22 protein-coding genes are annotated in these 17,912 nt (G+C 34.1%); 9 read left to right on the top strand and 13 right to left on the bottom strand.

Annotated elements, in window-relative coordinates:
- Positions 1–2: 2 nt before the first annotated feature.
- Positions 3–221, bottom strand: a complete 219-nt coding sequence (locus QY322_04475; protein WKZ25606.1) for a hypothetical protein — start codon at positions 219–221, stop codon at positions 3–5.
- Positions 222–358: 137 nt separating this feature from the next.
- Between QY322_04475 and rplK the strand changes: the two genes are divergently transcribed.
- The 5 genes from rplK (at position 359) to rplL (ending at position 2,856) form a co-directional block, all read left to right on the top strand.
- Positions 359–790, top strand: coding sequence for a 50S ribosomal protein L11 (gene rplK, locus QY322_04470; protein WKZ25605.1), 432 nt, complete (start codon positions 359–361; stop codon positions 788–790).
- 1 nt (position 791) lies between these two features.
- Positions 792–1,523, top strand: a complete 732-nt coding sequence (locus QY322_04465) for a hypothetical protein (GenBank protein ID WKZ25604.1) — start codon at positions 792–794, stop codon at positions 1,521–1,523.
- A 38-nt stretch (positions 1,524–1,561) separates the two neighbouring features.
- Positions 1,562–1,750, top strand: a complete 189-nt coding sequence (locus QY322_04460; protein WKZ25603.1) for a hypothetical protein — start codon at positions 1,562–1,564, stop codon at positions 1,748–1,750.
- Between the two features lie 131 nt (positions 1,751–1,881).
- On the top strand, positions 1,882–2,421 hold the full coding sequence (rplJ, locus tag QY322_04455) for a 50S ribosomal protein L10 (protein ID WKZ25602.1): 540 nt from the start codon (positions 1,882–1,884) through the stop codon (positions 2,419–2,421).
- A 33-nt stretch (positions 2,422–2,454) separates the two neighbouring features.
- Positions 2,455–2,856: a 50S ribosomal protein L7/L12 gene (gene rplL, locus QY322_04450; protein ID WKZ25601.1), complete on the top strand. Its 402-nt coding sequence runs from the start codon at positions 2,455–2,457 to the stop codon at positions 2,854–2,856.
- Positions 2,857–2,970: 114 nt separating this feature from the next.
- Here the strand turns inward: rplL and QY322_04445 are convergent, their stop codons facing one another.
- From QY322_04445 to QY322_04410, 8 genes are read right to left on the bottom strand one after another with little or no spacing between them, the layout of a single operon-like run.
- A complete protein-coding gene (locus QY322_04445) occupies positions 2,971–3,867 on the bottom strand; it encodes a hypothetical protein (GenBank protein WKZ25600.1) in 897 nt (298 codons plus the stop codon).
- Between the two features lie 26 nt (positions 3,868–3,893).
- Positions 3,894–4,706 carry an ATP-grasp domain-containing protein gene (locus QY322_04440; protein WKZ25599.1) on the bottom strand — a complete coding sequence of 271 codons (813 nt, stop codon included), beginning with the start codon at positions 4,704–4,706 and terminating at the stop codon, positions 3,894–3,896.
- Complete coding sequence (locus tag QY322_04435; protein ID WKZ25598.1) at positions 4,707–5,333, bottom strand: class I SAM-dependent methyltransferase; 627 nt, start codon at positions 5,331–5,333, stop codon at positions 4,707–4,709. It lies immediately after the preceding gene.
- The gene (locus QY322_04430; GenBank protein WKZ25597.1) at positions 5,299–6,120 is read right to left on the bottom strand and encodes an ATP-grasp domain-containing protein; all 822 of its coding nucleotides are present in this window, start codon (positions 6,118–6,120) and stop codon (positions 5,299–5,301) included. The genes QY322_04435 and QY322_04430 overlap by 35 nt, the downstream gene beginning before the upstream one ends.
- Positions 6,121–6,136: 16 nt before the next feature.
- A complete protein-coding gene (locus QY322_04425; protein ID WKZ25596.1) occupies positions 6,137–7,450 on the bottom strand; it encodes a sugar-transfer associated ATP-grasp domain-containing protein in 1,314 nt (437 codons plus the stop codon).
- Positions 7,451–7,466: 16 nt separating this feature from the next.
- A complete protein-coding gene (locus tag QY322_04420) occupies positions 7,467–8,348 on the bottom strand; it encodes a 7TM domain-containing protein (GenBank protein WKZ25595.1) in 882 nt (293 codons plus the stop codon).
- Between the two features lie 46 nt (positions 8,349–8,394).
- Positions 8,395–9,192: a nucleotidyl transferase AbiEii/AbiGii toxin family protein gene (locus QY322_04415; protein WKZ25594.1), complete on the bottom strand. Its 798-nt coding sequence runs from the start codon at positions 9,190–9,192 to the stop codon at positions 8,395–8,397.
- Complete coding sequence (locus QY322_04410; protein WKZ25593.1) at positions 9,186–9,809, bottom strand: hypothetical protein; 624 nt, start codon at positions 9,807–9,809, stop codon at positions 9,186–9,188. The genes QY322_04415 and QY322_04410 overlap by 7 nt, the downstream gene beginning before the upstream one ends.
- A gap of 95 nt (positions 9,810–9,904) precedes the next feature.
- On the opposite strand from QY322_04410, the gene QY322_04405 reads away from it, so the two are divergent.
- Positions 9,905–11,635 (top strand): ABC transporter ATP-binding protein, encoded by a 1,731-nt coding sequence (locus tag QY322_04405; protein ID WKZ25592.1) that lies wholly within the window; start codon positions 9,905–9,907, stop codon positions 11,633–11,635.
- A gap of 79 nt (positions 11,636–11,714) precedes the next feature.
- Here QY322_04405 and QY322_04400 read toward each other — a convergent pair whose 3' ends face one another.
- From QY322_04400 to QY322_04385, 4 genes are all read right to left on the bottom strand, one after another.
- Positions 11,715–12,431, bottom strand: a complete 717-nt coding sequence (locus tag QY322_04400; protein ID WKZ25591.1) for a nucleotidyl transferase AbiEii/AbiGii toxin family protein — start codon at positions 12,429–12,431, stop codon at positions 11,715–11,717.
- Complete coding sequence (locus QY322_04395) at positions 12,428–12,976, bottom strand: hypothetical protein (protein WKZ25590.1); 549 nt, start codon at positions 12,974–12,976, stop codon at positions 12,428–12,430. Before QY322_04395 ends, QY322_04400 begins: the two co-directional genes overlap by 4 nt.
- A gap of 52 nt (positions 12,977–13,028) precedes the next feature.
- Positions 13,029–13,247: a MerR family transcriptional regulator gene (locus QY322_04390; protein WKZ25589.1), complete on the bottom strand. Its 219-nt coding sequence runs from the start codon at positions 13,245–13,247 to the stop codon at positions 13,029–13,031.
- 98 nt (positions 13,248–13,345) lie between these two features.
- A complete protein-coding gene (locus tag QY322_04385) occupies positions 13,346–14,371 on the bottom strand; it encodes a cache domain-containing protein (protein ID WKZ25588.1) in 1,026 nt (341 codons plus the stop codon).
- Positions 14,372–14,404: 33 nt separating this feature from the next.
- On the opposite strand from QY322_04385, the gene QY322_04380 reads away from it, so the two are divergent.
- From QY322_04380 to QY322_04370, 3 genes are all read left to right on the top strand, one after another.
- Positions 14,405–14,716: a hypothetical protein gene (locus QY322_04380; protein WKZ25587.1), complete on the top strand. Its 312-nt coding sequence runs from the start codon at positions 14,405–14,407 to the stop codon at positions 14,714–14,716.
- Positions 14,717–14,954: 238 nt separating this feature from the next.
- On the top strand, positions 14,955–15,569 hold the full coding sequence (locus tag QY322_04375; protein ID WKZ25586.1) for a twin-arginine translocation signal domain-containing protein: 615 nt from the start codon (positions 14,955–14,957) through the stop codon (positions 15,567–15,569).
- A 9-nt stretch (positions 15,570–15,578) separates the two neighbouring features.
- Positions 15,579–17,900, top strand: coding sequence for a hypothetical protein (locus QY322_04370; GenBank protein WKZ25585.1), 2,322 nt, complete (start codon positions 15,579–15,581; stop codon positions 17,898–17,900).
- Positions 17,901–17,912 lie beyond the last annotated feature (12 nt).

The raw sequence follows: 17,912 nt of genomic DNA, 5'->3' as shown, positions 1-17,912 counted from the left end.
AATTACTGCTCATTTGATTCAGGGTCTGTTGGACCAATCACTTCTTGATCTATATCATACAAACCTTCTTTGTTTTTAGTAGTTCTCCAGCCAAATAAGTCGTATAAAGCTACTATTGCCCAATGTTTTTCTTTTTTCAAATCAAGACCTCTTGCAATAGGAATAACCCAATCATTTTTAGTTGCAGAATTTTCATTGTTTGAGTTACCGCCTTCTGCCATATTGAAATAATATTACTACAATGATACAATAATTGCACCACGTTAATTTGTGGGAGACTAAACAAGTCGAAACTTCTTTAAAAACTGTTTCCCCTTGTTTATCTAAAAAAATTTTAAATCTAGTATCTAATAAATATATGGCAAAAGTAAAAACAATAGTTAAAATTAATTTAAAGGGTGGTGAAGCCACTCCTGCACCTCCAGTTGGAACAGCACTAGGTCAACACGGTGTAGCTATTATGGATTTTGTCAAAGCATATAATGACAAAACTAAAGACATGAAGGGTGAAGTAGTTCCAGCAGTCATCACAATTTTTGAAGATAGAACATTTACCTTTATTATTAAAAAGGCACCAGTTGCAGACATGATTAAAAAGAAACTAGGTCTTGAAAAGGGATCTGGAACTGCAGGAAGAGCGGTACACGCCACACTTTCAAAGGTACAGGCTGAGGAAATTGCAAAAGATAAAATGGACGACTTGAATACAGACAACGTTGATATGGGAGTTAGGATTGTTGCAGGAACTGCAAGATCAATGGGAATCAAAGTAGAAGGGGTGGACAATTAAAATGGGGAAAATGAAAACAACAGTAGTAGAAGGAATGGTTGAAGAAACCAAAACTTCTGCTGAAAAATATGCTGAGAAAAAAGCAAAAAAAGCATCTACTGTGCATTCTGAAAGCCACCCTGAAGCCACTCTTAAAAAGGTTGTAACTCACACCAGAGGTAAAAAATACTTGAAGTCTAAAGAAAACATTTCAAGCACCACTCTTTATAAACTAAGTGATGCAATTAAAATGGTAAAAGAGTCATCTTACTCAAAGTTTGATGGAACAATGGAACTACACTTAATTGTTAAAAGACAAGGAACTTCAGCACAAGTTACCCTACCTTTTTCAACAGGAAAACAAAAGAAAGTTGAAATAGCAACTGAAAAAACTTTAGAAAAACTAAAGACTGGTAAAATTGATTTTGATTTACTTTTAGCCACAGCAGAGATGATGCCAAAACTAGCTATCTATGCAAGACTTTTGGGGCCACGTGGCTTAATGCCAAATCCAAAAAATGGAACAGTCATTAAAAAGGACAGTGATGCTGAAAAATTTAAAGGTAATTTAATTACTGTTAAAACTGAAAGAGAACAACCATTAATTCACACATCTTTTGGAAAAGTTTCTCAAAAGGAAGAGGAATTAGTTAAAAACGCAGAATGCATTATAACAGCACTAGGAGAATCAAAATCTATAATTCGTGCATTTGTTAAATCCACAATGAGTCCAAGTGTGAAGATTCAAATATAATAATTGACATCTACAAACTATAATGTTCTAATAGATGCATGGAAGGATTACCGCCAGACCCAAGCCTATCTCCACAAGACAGAGAAAAATGGATAGAAGCACAAAAAAAACTTAAGCTTGCAAACACACCCCCGTTTAAAACTGTCACTCAAACCAGCGCTGGAAAATCTTTCGGAAACCAAAAAAGGGTCGTTGAAGAAACAAGTGTGAAGTTTCCTAAAAAATAATCATACTCTGATTGACGTCTAAACAAGTCCAATACCGCTTGATTCTTTCGATTCGTTATCATATAATACAATTTGTCCCAAGAAAACAAGCATTTTAAAAGAGTTTTTAAATACAAGTCTTGTCGAGGAATATGAATAAGCAAAATAAGCAAAGCTTGGCCTTACAGGCTAAAAAAGATTTAGTTGGTAGTTTATCTCCAAAATTAAAGAGTGCAACTTCTGTTGTGTTTGTTAACTATCAAGGTTTGTCTGTTACTCTTCAACAAAAATTAAAGGCTGAATTAAAAGCTGTCGGTTCAGATATGACAGTTGTTAAAAATACTTTAATTAAGATTGCAGGTAAAGAAGCTGGGCTTCCTGAAGAAGCTTTAAACGATGAAATATTGTCAGGTCAAACAGCCATAATTTTAACGGAGGGCGATGCAGTGGCCCCAATTCAAGCTTTGGGTAAGTTTGTTAAAGAAAATCAAATTCCAAATTTTAAAGTTGGTATAGTTGAAGGTAAATATCAAGACAAAGAAGCACTATTAAAAATTTCGACGCTACCATCAAAAGAAACATTATACGCTCAAGTTGTTGGGTCACTTTCATCACCAATGTATGGATTGGTAGGAACACTACAAGGAAATTTACAAAAGTTAGTATATATTTTAAGCCAAAAGGCTAAATAAAAATAAATTTTTAAAGAAATGAGGTGAGTACGAATGACAGAAGAAAAAGCAAATAAAACGGTAGAAAAATTAGTCGAGGAAATTAGTAAACTTTCAGTACTCGAACTTTCAGAGTTGGTAACAGCACTCCAAGACAAACTTGGAGTATCAGCTATGCCAGTTGCAGCAGCAGCTCCAGTCGCAGCACCAGCAGGTGATGCACCAGCCGCAGCAGCAGAAGGTGGTAACCAAACAGTAGTTTTGGCTGCAACAGGAGACAATAAAATTGCAGTTATTAAAGCACTACGCGAAATCAATCAAGCTTTAGGACTACAAGAAGCCAAAGCAGCAACTGAAACTCTTCCTTTTGAAGTCTTAAAAGACGCAAAAGCAGAAGATGTTAAGTCAGCAAGTGAGAAATTAAAAGCAGCTGGCGCAACAGTTGAGCTGAAATAAAATTTCGGTTTCACTGTAAGTAATTAAGTTCCACATTAAAGTAATGTAAACAAAATTACTTAAAAAACAAATTCCGCTCGAAAGGGCGGTTTTTTGTGTATTCTTTTTAGTGGTTTAAGATATGCGAGAGAGGATATAGTCTGAAAATGCCTTAAGCTCTGGTGAAGTTTTTGCATTTGGTTCAATTCCCGGTCCTTTGTTAACCTCAATTATATAAATCTTCCTTGTACTTTTCTCAATTGCCAAATCAACACCTGCGATATCTAACCCTAAAATAGTTGCAGACTTTAATGCTATCTTATTTGCATTCTGCGTCGCACAATCTAATTCTAGGAAAACAGATGGTCCTGTCAGGTCTTGGTACTCAACTTTTAAGTTTTCATAATTTCTTTTAAACTTTTGCTCTAGTACGCAAACTTTTTCACCCAATATCAAAAACCTGTATTCTTTCTCTATATCTATATATTTTTGAAATATAAATTCTTTGTTTGACTTACTCAGTAATTTTTCAAAATCTTTCTCATCTCTCAAGATGTATATATTTTGGTTTCTTTGTGACAATATTGCTTTTGCAATTATTGGAAATCCCAACGACTTAATTATTCTTTTTCTGCAATTTATGACATTCTCTTTAAAACAAAAAACGGTGTGAGGTACAGGTATCTTTCTAATCGCCATTCTGAGGGCACTTGAGGCCTTATCCATACTCATACCAATTTCACGAAATGCAGGATCTACAAACTCAATCTTCTTGTAATCAAGGTATTTTGATATGGCTCCCATAAACCTGACATATTTACCTGCACGCCTCACAAATACTAAATCAAATTTTGTTATATCAATATCCTTTACCTTTAATTTAACTTTTTTAGGATTTATATCAAAATACAAATCTTTAAATGAAAACAAAAATGAACGATATTTATTTTTAGAATTTGAATTTAAATAGCGGTTAAGCTTTTTTTTACTTGGCCCAATAGAATCAACCAAAATCAATACTTTCTTCAGCATACCCTGTAGTATATCACGGTTGAATGCTAATTGATGAGGTAATTAAGTATACTCAAAGCAACATTTGTGCCTAATGCACGCTCAAAACCCTTAAATTGGCAGGCACGATTTACTTCTAAAACTTTCCATTCTCCCGAGTTCCCCATCATCAAATCTACTCCAACAAATTCAAGCTCAAAATGTTTTGCAGTTTTTATGGCTATTTGTTCTATATTTATTCTCTCAATGTCATTTACTTTAAACTTTTCGACTTCCCCACCTTGAGAAAAGTTGGACAAGAACTCCCCCTTCTTGGGTGTTCTTTTCATAATCCCTAGTACCCTGTCACCTAATACAATGGCTCGCAAATCAAAACCGGAAGTTTGAAATTCTTGACAAAGCAGGTCTTCTGCTTTGTGCTTTAATAATACCTTGTCTAAATCATCTTTATTCTCAATTTTAAAAACATGGCTACCGTGACTACCCAACTTACTTTTTGCAATGAATGGATACTTGGCAATTGTTGGATCAACTTCAGAGATAGTAGGTATATTTCCCTTCTTAAATTCAGTCTCTTGCGTTTTTTTGTCAAGTATTGACCAAGCAAGATATGACTTACAATTTAATATTTTTGAATTATGAGAAATATAGGTATTTAAAAGTTTGTCTCTGAAATCGTATATATTTTTAGAAGATGTAGGTTCTCTGAAAATTACATATTTAGCCTCAGGCAAATCATTTAAATCAGTATTGCTATATGATTTTATTTTACAATTTAGTCCAAGTTTTAAAGCTTCTTCGTAAAGTCTCTTTGGCCCATATGTCTTTGGATATTGTGTAAAAATTAAAAGATCTAACATTTACTTTTCTTTCACTTTGTAAAGAAATATTGTAAAGTCGGTTGGATGATAGTGATGGCGAAGTATTACTCGCCTAGTTAATGTCATACAATATTTCAATATTTCTAAGCTATCTGTATACCAAATATTACTGACGTCTTTGTTTTGTGTTGCTGGATGGCTACCTAACATATTAAAAGCTAAAACATTTGACGTATGATCAAACATTGTCTTTATTGCCTTTTTTCTAAATTCTAAGTTTTCTTCTTTTGTTCCAAAATTAGAATTTAATGCACCAGAACAAATTACAGTATCATACCTTGTGGCACTATAACTTACGGGTAAAGGTCGTGAAAAGTAATCGACCGTTTCGAGGTCTAGCTCAGGGTAAATTTTCTTTCCGTTTTCTATAAATTCTGGCATAATATCAATGCCTTTATACTTAACGTTTTTGTACCTTTTTGTTAAGAAATTGCCCATTTCTCCGAAACCACAACCCACATCAAGAACATTTTTGTTATCAAAATCTATCTCCGCCCAAAACTGTCTGAAGCGTTGATGAGCAGCTCCTTTTGATTTCCATTGAAGGGCTTGTGGGCTAACACCAAACTCTTTAAATTTTTGTTTGTAAATATTTAATGATTTCATCTTCAACTGACGCATTACAGTATTTATTAATTAGTTTCCAAGCTGGGGCAGCGTTTGCTTCAATTACACACATTTCATTTGTCTGACTATTAACTAGGATGTCAATTCCTGATATCTCAAGTTCCACTGCTTTGGCTGAGTCCACTGCAAGCCTTGCTATTTCATCTGGTATAGGGTCAAGGGTTTCTTTTGTCTGACTTTTATTCCATTTAGTCTGTCTTTTTATAGCTCCTATTGCCCTATCCCCAATCACCAAAACCCTAATTCTTTCTGCATTTGGGACCAACTCTTGGGCAAAATATAGTTTCTGTTTATCTAACTTTTGATTTAACAATTCCAGTTCCTCCTGATTATTAACAAGCCATACTTCTCTTGCTTTTTGACCAGATGTTGATTTAACAACATATGGAAATTTAAGTTTAGAAAAATCACCAAATACAGTTCTTGGAATAGTAATCCCTGATTGATACAGTTTTCTCATTTCTAGGGACTTACCTAAAGAAATAGGCATAAGACGGGTTTTTTCATACATAACGTCTACAACTTTTATACCATTTTCACTTGCATAATTACTAACTAATGTTGCAACCTCTAGACTTTTTCCAACCATTCTAAAATAAATTACTTTATAATTTTTTAAGTCTGTGTCGTTTAATTTCAACTCATTTGAGTTACTGTCATAGTTAATCTCCTTAAAAGTTCCCAGCATAACACCCTTATCCCCAAACCCCTCAAGCTTTGTTATATTTCCTGAAGTTAAGATTAGTATTTCGTTTAAATTTATCATTTTATTTTTATATAGATTACCACTTTGCCTTTACTAGTTTATCACGTTCAATATCAGGGCTTACTAAAAAGCCTTGCAGGTCTGTTCTACCAATTAAAACCTGATATCTTAAGATTTTTCTGTCTGCTACCGTAACTTTTGTTGCTATTTTACGTCCAGCAAGGTAAAAGGTCAAAGCTATAACAGGCCTTTCATCTTCGCCTAAAGCACTTAATTTCTTTCTTGTTGCAATAATTCTGTTTTTCTTAAGTAATCCTAAACGTCTAGCCAAACTTATGTCAATTGCTGATGACCACGCACCCGTATCTATTTTTGCTAAGATTTTAATTCCCCTGCCATTTACATCAAGTAATTTTATTTCCTCGACTGCCTTAATTGTATCTACATCATCAATATTTTTAACTCTTTTAACAAACTTGCTAGCAAACAATGCTTTTGCTATTTTTACACCGTGTTCTGCTGATAATACAGTTATATCATCAACTCTATCCAAACGCTTTTTTAACCCCTCCATATTAGCAAGCTGGATAGATAGCCCTGGCTGAGCATTTAATTCAATAACCATTGGGCCTTTTTCTGGGTGAAGTACAATATCAACACCAGCATAACCCAAGCCTGAGGCAACCTGTGCCCTAACTGCAGTATCCAATATCTTATTCCAATATGGGACCTTGATTCCTCTTAATTTTTTATTACTGTTTGGCTTGTAAATTATTTCTCTATTATTAACAATTGCTTTTGTAGTAATACCTGACGCGATGTCAACTCCGACCCCCAGAGCCCCCTGATGCAAATTTGCCCTTCCTCCGGACTCTTTAGTGGGAAGCCTTAACATCGCCATTACAGGAATCATATTAAAAACAATAACCCTGATATCAGGTGTTCCTCTATACGCTATTTTTTTAAATGCAGAATGCCTACCCACAAACTCCTGAACAAAGGCAGTGTCAGGCTCATTGCCCATTGAATAGGCTCCTTCTAAGATATCCAAGGTATGGAGTTTTAAATCTTCAATTGTTTTGACTTCCCTGCTAGTTGTCAGAAAATTACCATTTTTTAATCTTCTCTTGATAACGATTATTCCGTCACCGCCCAAACCTCGTGAAGGTTTTAGTGCAAATTTATCAGGCAAACTGTTCCAGTCAAATTCATATACTCTATTTTGATTGTTAAATTTTGCATAAACAGTCGGTTTTGCAACTTTAGCCAACCTTAGTACCCTATTAGTTGCAAGTTTTGAGTCAGCAATTCTCTTTGCTTTTCTACTGTTATATCTGCCAGTAAAAAGTACAGACCTAGAATTTAAACCAAGAAGTGCAGATGCTTTCATGATCGTAGATTGTATCTCATTTTGAACTAATAAGTTTTTGAAATCTTAAGTATTCCATAAACCTCAAACCAACATATTTACCCAAGACGATATTTATCAAAAATGTAGATATTAATACAATTTCTGGATTTAATAATACATACGATCTAAATGGCTGATATGTCAAAAAGACGTATGAAATAATTGCTAAAAACAATGTTTGAGTAGTTAGTCTAATAGCAGTCTTAAATGATTTTCCAAGTTGAATTCTGGTAAAGTCCTCTGTCAAGAGGGTTAAGATAAGGACGGGGAAAATAGAAACATTTTTTAAGGCTGGATAATTAATCAAGGGAGAAGCAAAAAGGATTCCCAATATTCCAAAGGACACAAACCATAAAATAAGTGCCATTCTAGGTAAATATTGAAGTTTTAATTTCAATTTTCTGGTAATTAGCCTAACACTTGTAGAAATTACAACAATTGCCATAAACAATAATATTCCTAAAATTGGACCAATAGCCACGAAGGCAATAGATAATGCAGCTGGTAAAAATATACCAAAACCACGGATACCTATTATCTGGCGAGTTGCGGCCATTACCGTTGCAACAATTGGTAGTAATAACAATAGAACTATGGTATTGGCAGGTACGCCCGACTCTACAGCATTTTTAATAGCATACTTAATTGGATTAAATGGCCAAACATTGCCTATTCTCTGATCCCTAATTAGTGTCTCTAATGGCCCTGTTACCTCTTCAGATTTCTGAGTTATGTCAACTCTTGGTATTTCAGTAGCTTCAGGTGATACAATTGCAGTAGCCTCAGGTGATGGTGAAATTGTTGTTCCTTGGGCCAAAACACTACTAGAGGAAGAAAGGATAGTCAAAGCCAATACCAGAGATGTGAGAAATTTCATAGTGAGATGGTATATTATAGCACAAAGTGCTGAATCTCATATCAAATCAAAGGTTATTAATGCTACTTTTCAGTAGATCATAATAGTTATCGCAAAATTGTCTGGCAAAAGCTTGATCACTAAAAAAATTACTTAAATCAGAATATAATTCATCAGGCTTTATCTGCTTTGATTTATCTAATATTTTAGATACCAAATTCTTAGTAAGAAGTTTAGGATCAAGCCCCAATTTTCTACCATCATTGAACATCCAATATATGTCAAACGCATCTCTTCCTTTGAAGTTCACTTTTTGGATATTGCCCCTCTTATAAACCCTATTTAAAAAAGCATCGACTTTATTAACAAAAAGAGTATCCAAATCATAACACTTTGCAATAAATGAAAATCCGTTTTTGGTGTATGCCTTACTATTTGTGTTTCCACCTTTACTCTGCGCAAAATCGATTTTTAAATATAGCACCTCTGAATCATTTGACCCAGCAAATCCAACTTCTCTAAGTATTGGTAATTTAATCAAAACAGTTCTTCCATTAAATTTTAGGCTAAAGTTACTAAATCCAACTTGTTTTATAAGATATTTGTTTAAATCATTTTGAAAATCATCGAAGTTAAAATCTGCATTTTCATAATTAAAATCAAGATCTTCGGATATTCTGGGTAGATCATAAAATTTCCTAAGACAGGTTCCTCCTGTAAATATTAGATCTTTATATTTTGATGTATATATAAAATTTAATATATAAACTTGTAAACTTTCTTTTAAAATATTCCTTCTATATTCAGGATTGGGATTACTTTTATTGTTTTCTACTACCTTTTTTAATTCTTCTATAATTACCATTTTAATATCTTAATCGCCTTTCTCATCTTAACAGATTTACTTAAATTGACATAGTTTTTAAATTCATCTATGTCTTCTTTTGAGAAAACTCCAAAGTTTAACCTTAAACCCTCAGATAGTTCATATTCTAAACTTGAATTGCCAAAACTTCTTAAATAAATTGTATCAAATAACGCTTTAGCTTTTGTTGCAATTCTTACAGGATTATCTCTGTAATCTAATGATTTATATCCTGTAAATAAGTTTTTCTTTATACTTTGATATCTAAAATTTCCAAGTTTATTAGTAAAAAGTCTTGATGATTTTGTTGTAATTGAGGTAATAACATAAATACCTTCAGGAATTATTCCATATAAACTAAGCATATATTCAAGCGATATATACGAAGGGTATCTTAGAATGTTTGCAACAAACTGAATATATTTTTCGTATATCCCCGTACTTTCTTCAATTCTAGCTAAATACATTTTAGATACAAACAACCCCTTTTTAAAGGCAATTATTTCCCCACTCTTTAGCCTTGTTTTGATCCAATAATCCAAATTTTGGCCAGACTTAGATAAGGCTACCCCCAAAGTAACCTTGTTAAAATATGGTAACTTGTCAATATATTCCATAATTAGTTAAGTTAATGACTAATTCTAGAATAAAGTAGCAGTTTTGTCAAGTTATATGATTAATTCCAATATGTTATAATTTAGCCTCGCTTAATATGTTTAAAATACTAAAAACGTTCTATGGCTTCTTGCTTAAAAGGTGGCTGATTTTTATCGGCTTTATTTTGCTTGTTATTGTCTCAAACATATTATTTTCCCTAAATCCTTACTTTTATAAACTATTTGTAGATGCTATCCCCTCTTTAAATGAAAGTTTGTTATTCAACATTTTGTTTATTTATATAGCAGTTAGAGTCTCCGCGGTAGTTACTGACATGGCAAGTTTTTGGGTAGGAGATATAATATTATTTAGTTCTGCAATTGATGCTAGAACTACAATATTTAAAAAGGTACAAGATCTTGACTTTGCATTTCACGCCAATAAATCAACAGGGTCGTTAATTTCAGCATTTAAAAGGGGTGATGGTTCATTTTACTCTTTCTTCCACGACATACATCACAAGATGTTGGGCGTTGCAATAAGTTTTGCAGTTATGATTTATTTCTTTTCTGGGATTGATAGTTATATTGTTTTAATGATTCTGGCTTCACTTGTTGTTACATTACTTGTTACAAAGTTTTTGATAACAAATAACATGAATAAAAGAAAGGCATTTAACAAAGAGGAGGATGACGTCTCAGGAATTATTACAGACAACTTGATTAATTTTGAAACAGTAAAATTGTTTGCTAAAGAATCATGGGAAGAAAACAGATTAAGAGGAAATTTCGTTCCTTGGCTAAAAACTCTCTGGGGTTTTGGTAACTCATTTAGAGTTATTGACGGAACAATGGGTGCAATAATCAACATCAGTATTTTCTTTGTCCTTTATGCAACAATTAAACAAACTGTTTCATTAAAACTTACTGTTGGAGACTTTGTCTTAATTACAGGCTTTTTAGGCAACTTCTACCCAAAACTTTGGGATCTAATCTGGGGCTTTAGAGATTTAGCCAAGAACTATGCTGATATTGAAAAATATTTTAGTATCTTAGATTATGAAACAGAAGTTAAAGAACCAAAAAACCCTGTTAATATTAAATCTGTAACAGGTAATATTGAGTTTAAAAATGTATCTCACTCATATGTTGGAGGTACTAAAAATGCAATTAAAAAATTTAACTTAAAAATCAATCAAGGTGAGTCTGTAGCCTTTGTTGGTAGAAGTGGAAGTGGTAAAACAACAATTACAAAGCTATTGATGCGATTCTTTGACCCAGAACGAGGAAAGATCTTAATTGATGGTATTGATATTAAAAAGTTTAACAAGTCAGATTTGCGTAGCTTTTTTGGTGTTGTACCCCAAGAACCTGTCCTTTTTAATAACACTATTGGATACAACATCAGTTATGGAGATAACTCACACAAAAAATATGGAGCTAAACTTAAAGGGGCAGCAAAAATGGCCCACTTATCTGATTTTATAGAAAGTATGCCAGAAAAATATAAAACTAATGTTGGAGAAAGAGGTATCAAACTTTCAGGAGGGCAAAAACAAAGGTTAGCAATTGCCAGAATGATTATGAGTAATCCTGACATAATAATTTTTGATGAAGCAACTAGCCATCTGGACTCAGAAAGTGAAAGACTAATCCAAGATGCTTTTTGGAATTATGCCAAAAACAAAACAACAATTATAATAGCCCACAGACTTTCAACTATCAAAAAGGCAGATAGAATAATTGTGATGGATAAAGGTCAAATTGTAGAAGTTGGCAAACACAACAAACTTCTCAATAATCAAAATGGAGTTTATTCAAAATTGTGGAATATACAAAAGGATTGAAAAATAACAACCCAATCTGTTTAATCCTTACTTTGCATACCCAGGAGCCACAATATTGCTTCTTTTTTGCATATTCTATTTAAAAATACTTTAATAATGTTTTTTTAAGTTCTGGCAGTATTGCTCTTTGAGATAGTGGTAAAAATTTACCAAGATCACGAGCTAAGTCGTTGTCATCAAATTCTTGAATATTCTTTTTATAAGTTTCACTATATTTTTTATTACTTATAACTTCTCCTGTTGAAAATAAATACCAGATATCAAAAATGTCTCTACCCTTAAAACGTGTTTTAAGGCATCTAAGTTTTTCTGACAGTATCTCTTTTTTATTCAAATGATAAATTGTTGGGAAAATAAGGACTGGGAATCTAGTTGTCAAAACACTCTTATCAATATTTTTAATACTTTTAACAATATGAAAATCTAGTCTTAAATTTAAAGGAAACTTGAAAATCTTTGATTCGTATTTAATGTTGTATCTAAGGCCTTCCTTGCCTTGGTAAATTTCTGTAAACTTTAGCTCGGGCAATTCTTTTTTTGTCTTATTTCCTAAATTTAGAACAAAGTCTTTAATTTCTTTAAATGTCAAAGTGGTCGAAAAGTCCAAATCTTCAGAAAATCGTGACGATCCATACATTAATCGCAATGCAGTTCCACCTTTAAAAACAATTTTTTCACTTTTTCTTTCTTGATAGATATAACTTAAAATTAGAATTTGTAAATATTCTCTAAAAATTGTAAATTCATCAATTTTATAAAACTTTGACAAATCTTTTAGTTGTATGTTAGTAATCATAATCTATATTTAACACCCATTATACTTCCCCATTTATTAAAAATCTTTTTGTTAATTTTAGATAGATCCATTTCATCTAAATCTATTTTTCTTAAGCCTTTACTTCCAAAATATAGATAGTCGAGTAATGCTTTTTCTGGAGTTGCAATCAAAAAATCTTCTTTTTTTTCATATCCAAAAAAGAAATTAGGACTAATTTGAGCATACGAAAACATCTTGTCATTGGATGTAATATTTTTAGTTTTTTTGACTGCAATAGATGTTATTTCATATGGAAATTGTGTAATTATCGAATAAAAAGAAAGTGCGGACTCAAGTGAAATATATGAACTTTGATATAAAAAATTTGCTCTTGTAAAATCGTTGGTATTTTGAAGTAAATATTCATACTTACCTTTTGTAAGCGATTTTAATATACCCTTACTTATCAGGCGCTCAATTTTTTTATAAAGAGTCCCCCTATTTGAAATAGCAAAAATACCCCCAAGTTCATTTAGAGTAAACAATGGAACATTTTTGTTATTTAACAATTTTATCGTTTCCATAATCAGTATAATTATATACCAAAAGTGGAAACATATCAAGAAGTAAAGAGGGTTAGTCTTTGGCCTGCATACCCAGAAGCCAAAGTATTGCTTCTTTTTTATAACGTCTATCCCCTCTTGAATTAATTCTAATTGCAGGAAGTTTACCTCTTTTACCCCATCTTTTAATTGTAAGCGGTGAAACACGAAGCAAGTCACTAACTTCACGAACAGTCAATAAATCAGGGAGACTTTCTAGTTTTACTTTTATTTTTGTTGGTTTGTCATCCATATCTTTTGCCTACTTTAACTATTCACAATATAATTAACTGGTACATAACTGTCAACTGGCAAAATATTAAAAGATTTTTAAAATAACAGTGGAACTTTTCAAGATTTGGAGTGTTTACCTAAGTTATGCCTTTGATGTTCATCTTCTACTGCTTGGTCGTAGCCCGTTTGTTTTGAAGCTCTTAAGGTTAACATTATAAAAATAGCCACAGTAATAAATATTACCAAAATCTGATTACTATAAAAGTTAAAGGTAAAAGCCTTTAAATCATTTTCAGGTGTTGTTGTAACTAGTTTCCAGTTTCTGTCTGCTAGTTTTATTGTAGAAGCATTAACTAAATATGGTTCTAGTTTATGACTTCTATCCGAGTTCGGAATTGCCAAATTTAGCACAGTGTCACCCTCACTGGCCATTTCTTCTCTGATCAGGTCATATATTATTTGTGAACCTAAAAATTTATTAGCTAACAAATCCTCCAATTTATAGCCAATTAAACTAGGTATTGTTGAATATATAATTTCTCCCCTATTGGTTACTAGATAATAATCGCTTGACTCTAATATTTCCAAACCATTAATATAGTGTTCTACCAAGTCTGACAAAACAACTGCCACAACAACCACCCCATCAAAGTTGTCACTTTTTACAACCGGTGATGCAATTGGTAAAATATATTTACCCTTAGATGAGCCCAACTTCGAGACAATTGCAGGGAAAACTTTATATTCACCTTTTTTTGCTGTTCTTGCCCATTCAAAATAGTCCCTTTCTATTACTGATTGACCTTCGCTTTCTACATTACCCCTTTCAGAATGTAAGTAAACAAGACCATTTTTATCAGCTGCCACAACTCCAGAAATACTTTCATCTTGCCAAGCTTTTATAAACTCGTCAAAAGCTTCAATTCTTGGATCAATTGCTAAAAGCGTAGTCATACTACCAACAGAGGTCAAAAAACTTTCTACTGAATTCGCACCGGCCCTAACTGACATTTGTTGCCTGTGTTGGATTTGTTCAACCAACTTATCTCTTGAAATTTTATTAAAAAATATTGAAAGAAAAAGAATCGAAAATAGTAAAAAGGCGAAACTTATTAAAAATGGATTCTTTGTGTACTTAAGCATGGGATTAGTGGTATATTTATAATAACAAAAAAAATGGATAAATACACAAGGGTTTTGCTTGCAATTCTAATATTAGTTCTATTTGCAATTGGGCTAAACATTTATACTATTAAGGTATTAAAGGACACAGCGAAGGTAACTTCATTGCAACAAACAACACCGCAAGTTATTGCAACAGACAAACCTATTTCTACTGAAAACGCAAACGTTGTAGTAAATGAAAACGACATTACCGCCGACCTAACCATGATTAAGGCAGAAATCAGAGCCTTAAGAGAAGTTTTAGGTCTAACCACTACTTTTGAAGAGTTTTCAAATCTTGTAAAAAATTTAAAGCAAGAATAATATGAACAAGCTATTTTTATTTTTACTTTGCATACTTTCTATTTTTATACTAGTTGGTTCTGTAATTACTAATTCCACACTATCAATAATATTTTTACCCATTCCCGTTTATTTTCTAACAACTTTTTTGACAAACAATAATGACTTTCATTTAGCAAAGCATAAAAGAAGTGTTTTCTTTTTTATTTCTTTTCTAATTGTATTGTCCCTAATTTCGGTCTATAGATTTATATAACATATGAGAAAACTAATAGTATTTTACTCTTTTATAATCACCAGTTTTATGCTGGTAACAGGAATGCTGTCTTCACAAAATTTTATAGAACTTTTTATTGCTTTAGTGTTTTCCCCACTTGCGTTTTATTTTTTGGTGGCAATACTACCTGTCAAGCAAAAGGTTATATCAATTGAACCAGTTTTGGATATTATTCCCGACCAAATAAAAAAGATTAAAAACCCAGATTATGACCCTGAACGCAGAAAGTTTTTAAAATTAATAGGTGCTGCAGGTGGTTCCCTTTTTCTTTTAACTGTTTTTACCAGAAAAGCAGAAGCCTCATTCTTTGGAAGTATGCCGGGACCAGGAACCATATCTATTAAAGATTCAGCGGGTGTAAAAATTGACCCATCTGAGAAAAAGCCAACAGATGGATATAACATCACAGAGGTTGATGACACAGGAACAGATACTTATTATGGATTTGTTAATAAAGACGGTGCATGGTTTATACAAAAAGAATTATCGACTGGAGCATATAGATATATCAAGGGAGCTTCAGACTTTACCAATGCAACCACTGGCTGGCCAAATAGAACAAACCTGATATATGACTATTTCAATATGATATTCTAAATTATAATTATGCCTGCAATACGCGACTCATCATTTGCCTACGAAAGTGTCACAACAGATGCAGGTTTAACTATTCCCATCTGCGCTTACGAGGAAAATGACTTGCTCATCGCTATCTGTGTGGGCGATACTGGTACCCCTACTTGGGGTTGTTCCAATGGTGTGGGGTCATGGAACAACTTATTCAACCGTAACAACTCGTGTTCTACCACAGTTTACTGGAAATATGCCGCCGCATCCGGTGAAGGTGATGTAGCTTTTACTTCAACCGTCAACGAAACATACTCTGGTATCGTGGTCGCAATTAGAGACGCCTACCAATCCTATACAGGTGGTAGTCCAATGCTTCAAACCAATACAACTTCAACAGGTACAGCCATTGCTCTACCAACTCTCACCACTTCCGACTCCAACTCTTTGGTTTTAACTCTCGTCACCAGTACTGCCGCAGCCCCATCCATTCACTTTGTCAACTCTGTTTTACAAGAAGAAAATAAAGTTGATGGCTCAGCCGAAGGTCTAGGATTAGGTTGGTTTTTTAAACGTAGCACTGGTGTAACCACTGCCTACACAGCCAGCGCCATGGTCTCGGGTAGTGGAACCAAGGCGGTTATTGAAATTCGTCAGCCATCTGGAGGTGCGACCGTAATTCCCCCATATCCATCTAGCGATGACTCAATTTATATCACCCCCTCATTCGGTATTGCATATGACGGTAACAGTGCTATTGCTGCAACCGCCGATACCAACTGGGGTACAACCTTAGCAGGTAAAACCGCCAACGATGCAACAGTCGCAACTGCCGTAGTCGATATCGGCAACGACAAGGGTTCGTTTATGTCTTTCTCTGGAGTAACCAATGCAGCAACCGCCAATCAAGTTAGTGGTGCAGAGGGAGTCGTTGCAGCTTCACGCTATAATGTGGGGGAAAGAAACATCCTAACTCACTTTAGGCACGCAACCCCTGTACAAAATCAGCGCTTGTCTACCCTAGGATCTGGACGAGGAGTATGGTTTGGTATGAAATCAGGTACCACTGCAGGACAAAACTATAAAATCTGGCAAGTACACGGCTCTGACGTTGCAACTCCACCTGGATCTGTTGTACCAATTGTAATTAATGCATCTAACACAGATACGGTTGACAGTAATAGCACAATCACCAATTCCGATATTAGACGTTACGGCATATGGACAGGAGGACTTGGTGTCTTAACTCAACAAGTAGCCTTTGGACCTACTTGGGCAATGGATACATTTGCCCTAGTAGGAGGCAACTCCACAGAACCAATTGATATTCCTGCTATTGTCAAATCTGCCGCCAATAACAAAAATCGCTACTCCTCTATTTTACAAGGTTCATCACAAATGCTTTGTTTGCAGGCCATTCAGTTTGGTGACGGCGGAACTAATCCTCTCTATCTTAGCCTTGACTCAACCGCCATCGAATTTCCCAGTCAAAAAAACTACTCTAAAAAAATAGTCAACTACAATGGTATTGACAACACAGTGGGTTTTACCTATTACGCAGGCGCTACCGACACCGTTATTCACCGCTCATCAGTGATTTCCAGCCAAAGTAAATATCACTGGCGTATTCACTCCTCCTCATCAGCTAGCGCCATCTACGACTTTTCAGGACTCACCATTATTGGTGCAGGAGATGTCCAACTTAGAGCAGTCACCACTTTTAACGGTATGACTTTTACCACTTGCCCCACCATCACGCAAAACTCCGCCGTCATTGACGACTGCACCTTTTCCAACTCCAAAATTACCTCTGCCACCTTAGGTGACCTGGATAATATTTCTAACTGTACTTTTATTTCATCAGGGACAGGTCATGCTATCGAAGTAAGCGGTGCAGCTTCAACTATTTCTTTTGTTGGTAATAGTTTCACCGGCTTTGCTTCCTCAAATGGTTCAACCGGCAATGAGGCTATTTATGTCAACATCGCCAGTGGAATAGTTACACTTAATATTTCGGGTGGTGGTAGCACGCCAAGCATAAGAACTGCTGGTGCCACAGTCAATATCAATAACACTGTTGATATAACTATCACCGTAGTGGACAAAAACAACAACCCAATTGAAAATGCTCAAACAGCAGTCTTTAAATCAATTGACGACACACAACTTATGAATGAAGATACCAATGCCTCAGGTATTGCAACTGAAGACTTTAATTATGTTTCTAACACATCCATATACATAAGGGTCCGTAAAGCTTCATCGGGCGGTCCAAAATACATACCAACCTCAAGCACTGGTACAATTACTAATGAAGGTTTTAGCACTACAATTATTCTAACTGAAGATCCAAACGCCTGATAGACAACTCAA

The organism is bacterium, assembly GCA_030583725.1.
GTDB lineage: Bacteria > Patescibacteriota > Microgenomatia > UBA8517 > UBA8517 > JAUYMM01.
Note: the sequence above shows the minus strand (reverse complement) of the source record. Positions and strands in the feature narration are given on the sequence as shown.

What these genes read in the sequence shown, in the direction of transcription:
- QY322_04435 (WKZ25598.1), bottom strand. Translation starts at nt 5,333, where the DNA reads ATGAAATCATTAAATATTTACAAACAAAAATTTAAAGAGTTTGGTGTT.
- QY322_04400 (WKZ25591.1), bottom strand. Translation starts at nt 12,431, where the DNA reads ATGATTACTAACATACAACTAAAAGATTTGTCAAAGTTTTATAAAATT.
- QY322_04390 (WKZ25589.1), bottom strand. Translation starts at nt 13,247, where the DNA reads ATGGATGACAAACCAACAAAAATAAAAGTAAAACTAGAAAGTCTCCCT.
- QY322_04375 (WKZ25586.1), top strand. Translation starts at nt 14,955, where the DNA reads ATGAGAAAACTAATAGTATTTTACTCTTTTATAATCACCAGTTTTATG.
- QY322_04440 (WKZ25599.1), bottom strand. Translation starts at nt 4,706, where the DNA reads ATGTTAGATCTTTTAATTTTTACACAATATCCAAAGACATATGGGCCA.
- QY322_04420 (WKZ25595.1), bottom strand. Translation starts at nt 8,348, where the DNA reads ATGAAATTTCTCACATCTCTGGTATTGGCTTTGACTATCCTTTCTTCC.
- rplK (WKZ25605.1), top strand. Translation starts at nt 359, where the DNA reads ATGGCAAAAGTAAAAACAATAGTTAAAATTAATTTAAAGGGTGGTGAA.
- QY322_04380 (WKZ25587.1), top strand. Translation starts at nt 14,405, where the DNA reads ATGGATAAATACACAAGGGTTTTGCTTGCAATTCTAATATTAGTTCTA.
- QY322_04430 (WKZ25597.1), bottom strand. Translation starts at nt 6,120, where the DNA reads ATGATAAATTTAAACGAAATACTAATCTTAACTTCAGGAAATATAACA.
- QY322_04410 (WKZ25593.1), bottom strand. Translation starts at nt 9,809, where the DNA reads ATGGAATATATTGACAAGTTACCATATTTTAACAAGGTTACTTTGGGG.
- QY322_04385 (WKZ25588.1), bottom strand. Translation starts at nt 14,371, where the DNA reads ATGCTTAAGTACACAAAGAATCCATTTTTAATAAGTTTCGCCTTTTTA.
- QY322_04415 (WKZ25594.1), bottom strand. Translation starts at nt 9,192, where the DNA reads ATGGTAATTATAGAAGAATTAAAAAAGGTAGTAGAAAACAATAAAAGT.
- QY322_04405 (WKZ25592.1), top strand. Translation starts at nt 9,905, where the DNA reads ATGTTTAAAATACTAAAAACGTTCTATGGCTTCTTGCTTAAAAGGTGG.
- rplL (WKZ25601.1), top strand. Translation starts at nt 2,455, where the DNA reads ATGACAGAAGAAAAAGCAAATAAAACGGTAGAAAAATTAGTCGAGGAA.
- QY322_04445 (WKZ25600.1), bottom strand. Translation starts at nt 3,867, where the DNA reads ATGCTGAAGAAAGTATTGATTTTGGTTGATTCTATTGGGCCAAGTAAA.
- QY322_04370 (WKZ25585.1), top strand. Translation starts at nt 15,579, where the DNA reads ATGCCTGCAATACGCGACTCATCATTTGCCTACGAAAGTGTCACAACA.
- QY322_04395 (WKZ25590.1), bottom strand. Translation starts at nt 12,976, where the DNA reads ATGGAAACGATAAAATTGTTAAATAACAAAAATGTTCCATTGTTTACT.
- QY322_04425 (WKZ25596.1), bottom strand. Translation starts at nt 7,450, where the DNA reads ATGAAAGCATCTGCACTTCTTGGTTTAAATTCTAGGTCTGTACTTTTT.
- QY322_04460 (WKZ25603.1), top strand. Translation starts at nt 1,562, where the DNA reads ATGGAAGGATTACCGCCAGACCCAAGCCTATCTCCACAAGACAGAGAA.
- QY322_04475 (WKZ25606.1), bottom strand. Translation starts at nt 221, where the DNA reads ATGGCAGAAGGCGGTAACTCAAACAATGAAAATTCTGCAACTAAAAAT.
- rplJ (WKZ25602.1), top strand. Translation starts at nt 1,882, where the DNA reads ATGAATAAGCAAAATAAGCAAAGCTTGGCCTTACAGGCTAAAAAAGAT.
- QY322_04465 (WKZ25604.1), top strand. Translation starts at nt 792, where the DNA reads ATGGGGAAAATGAAAACAACAGTAGTAGAAGGAATGGTTGAAGAAACC.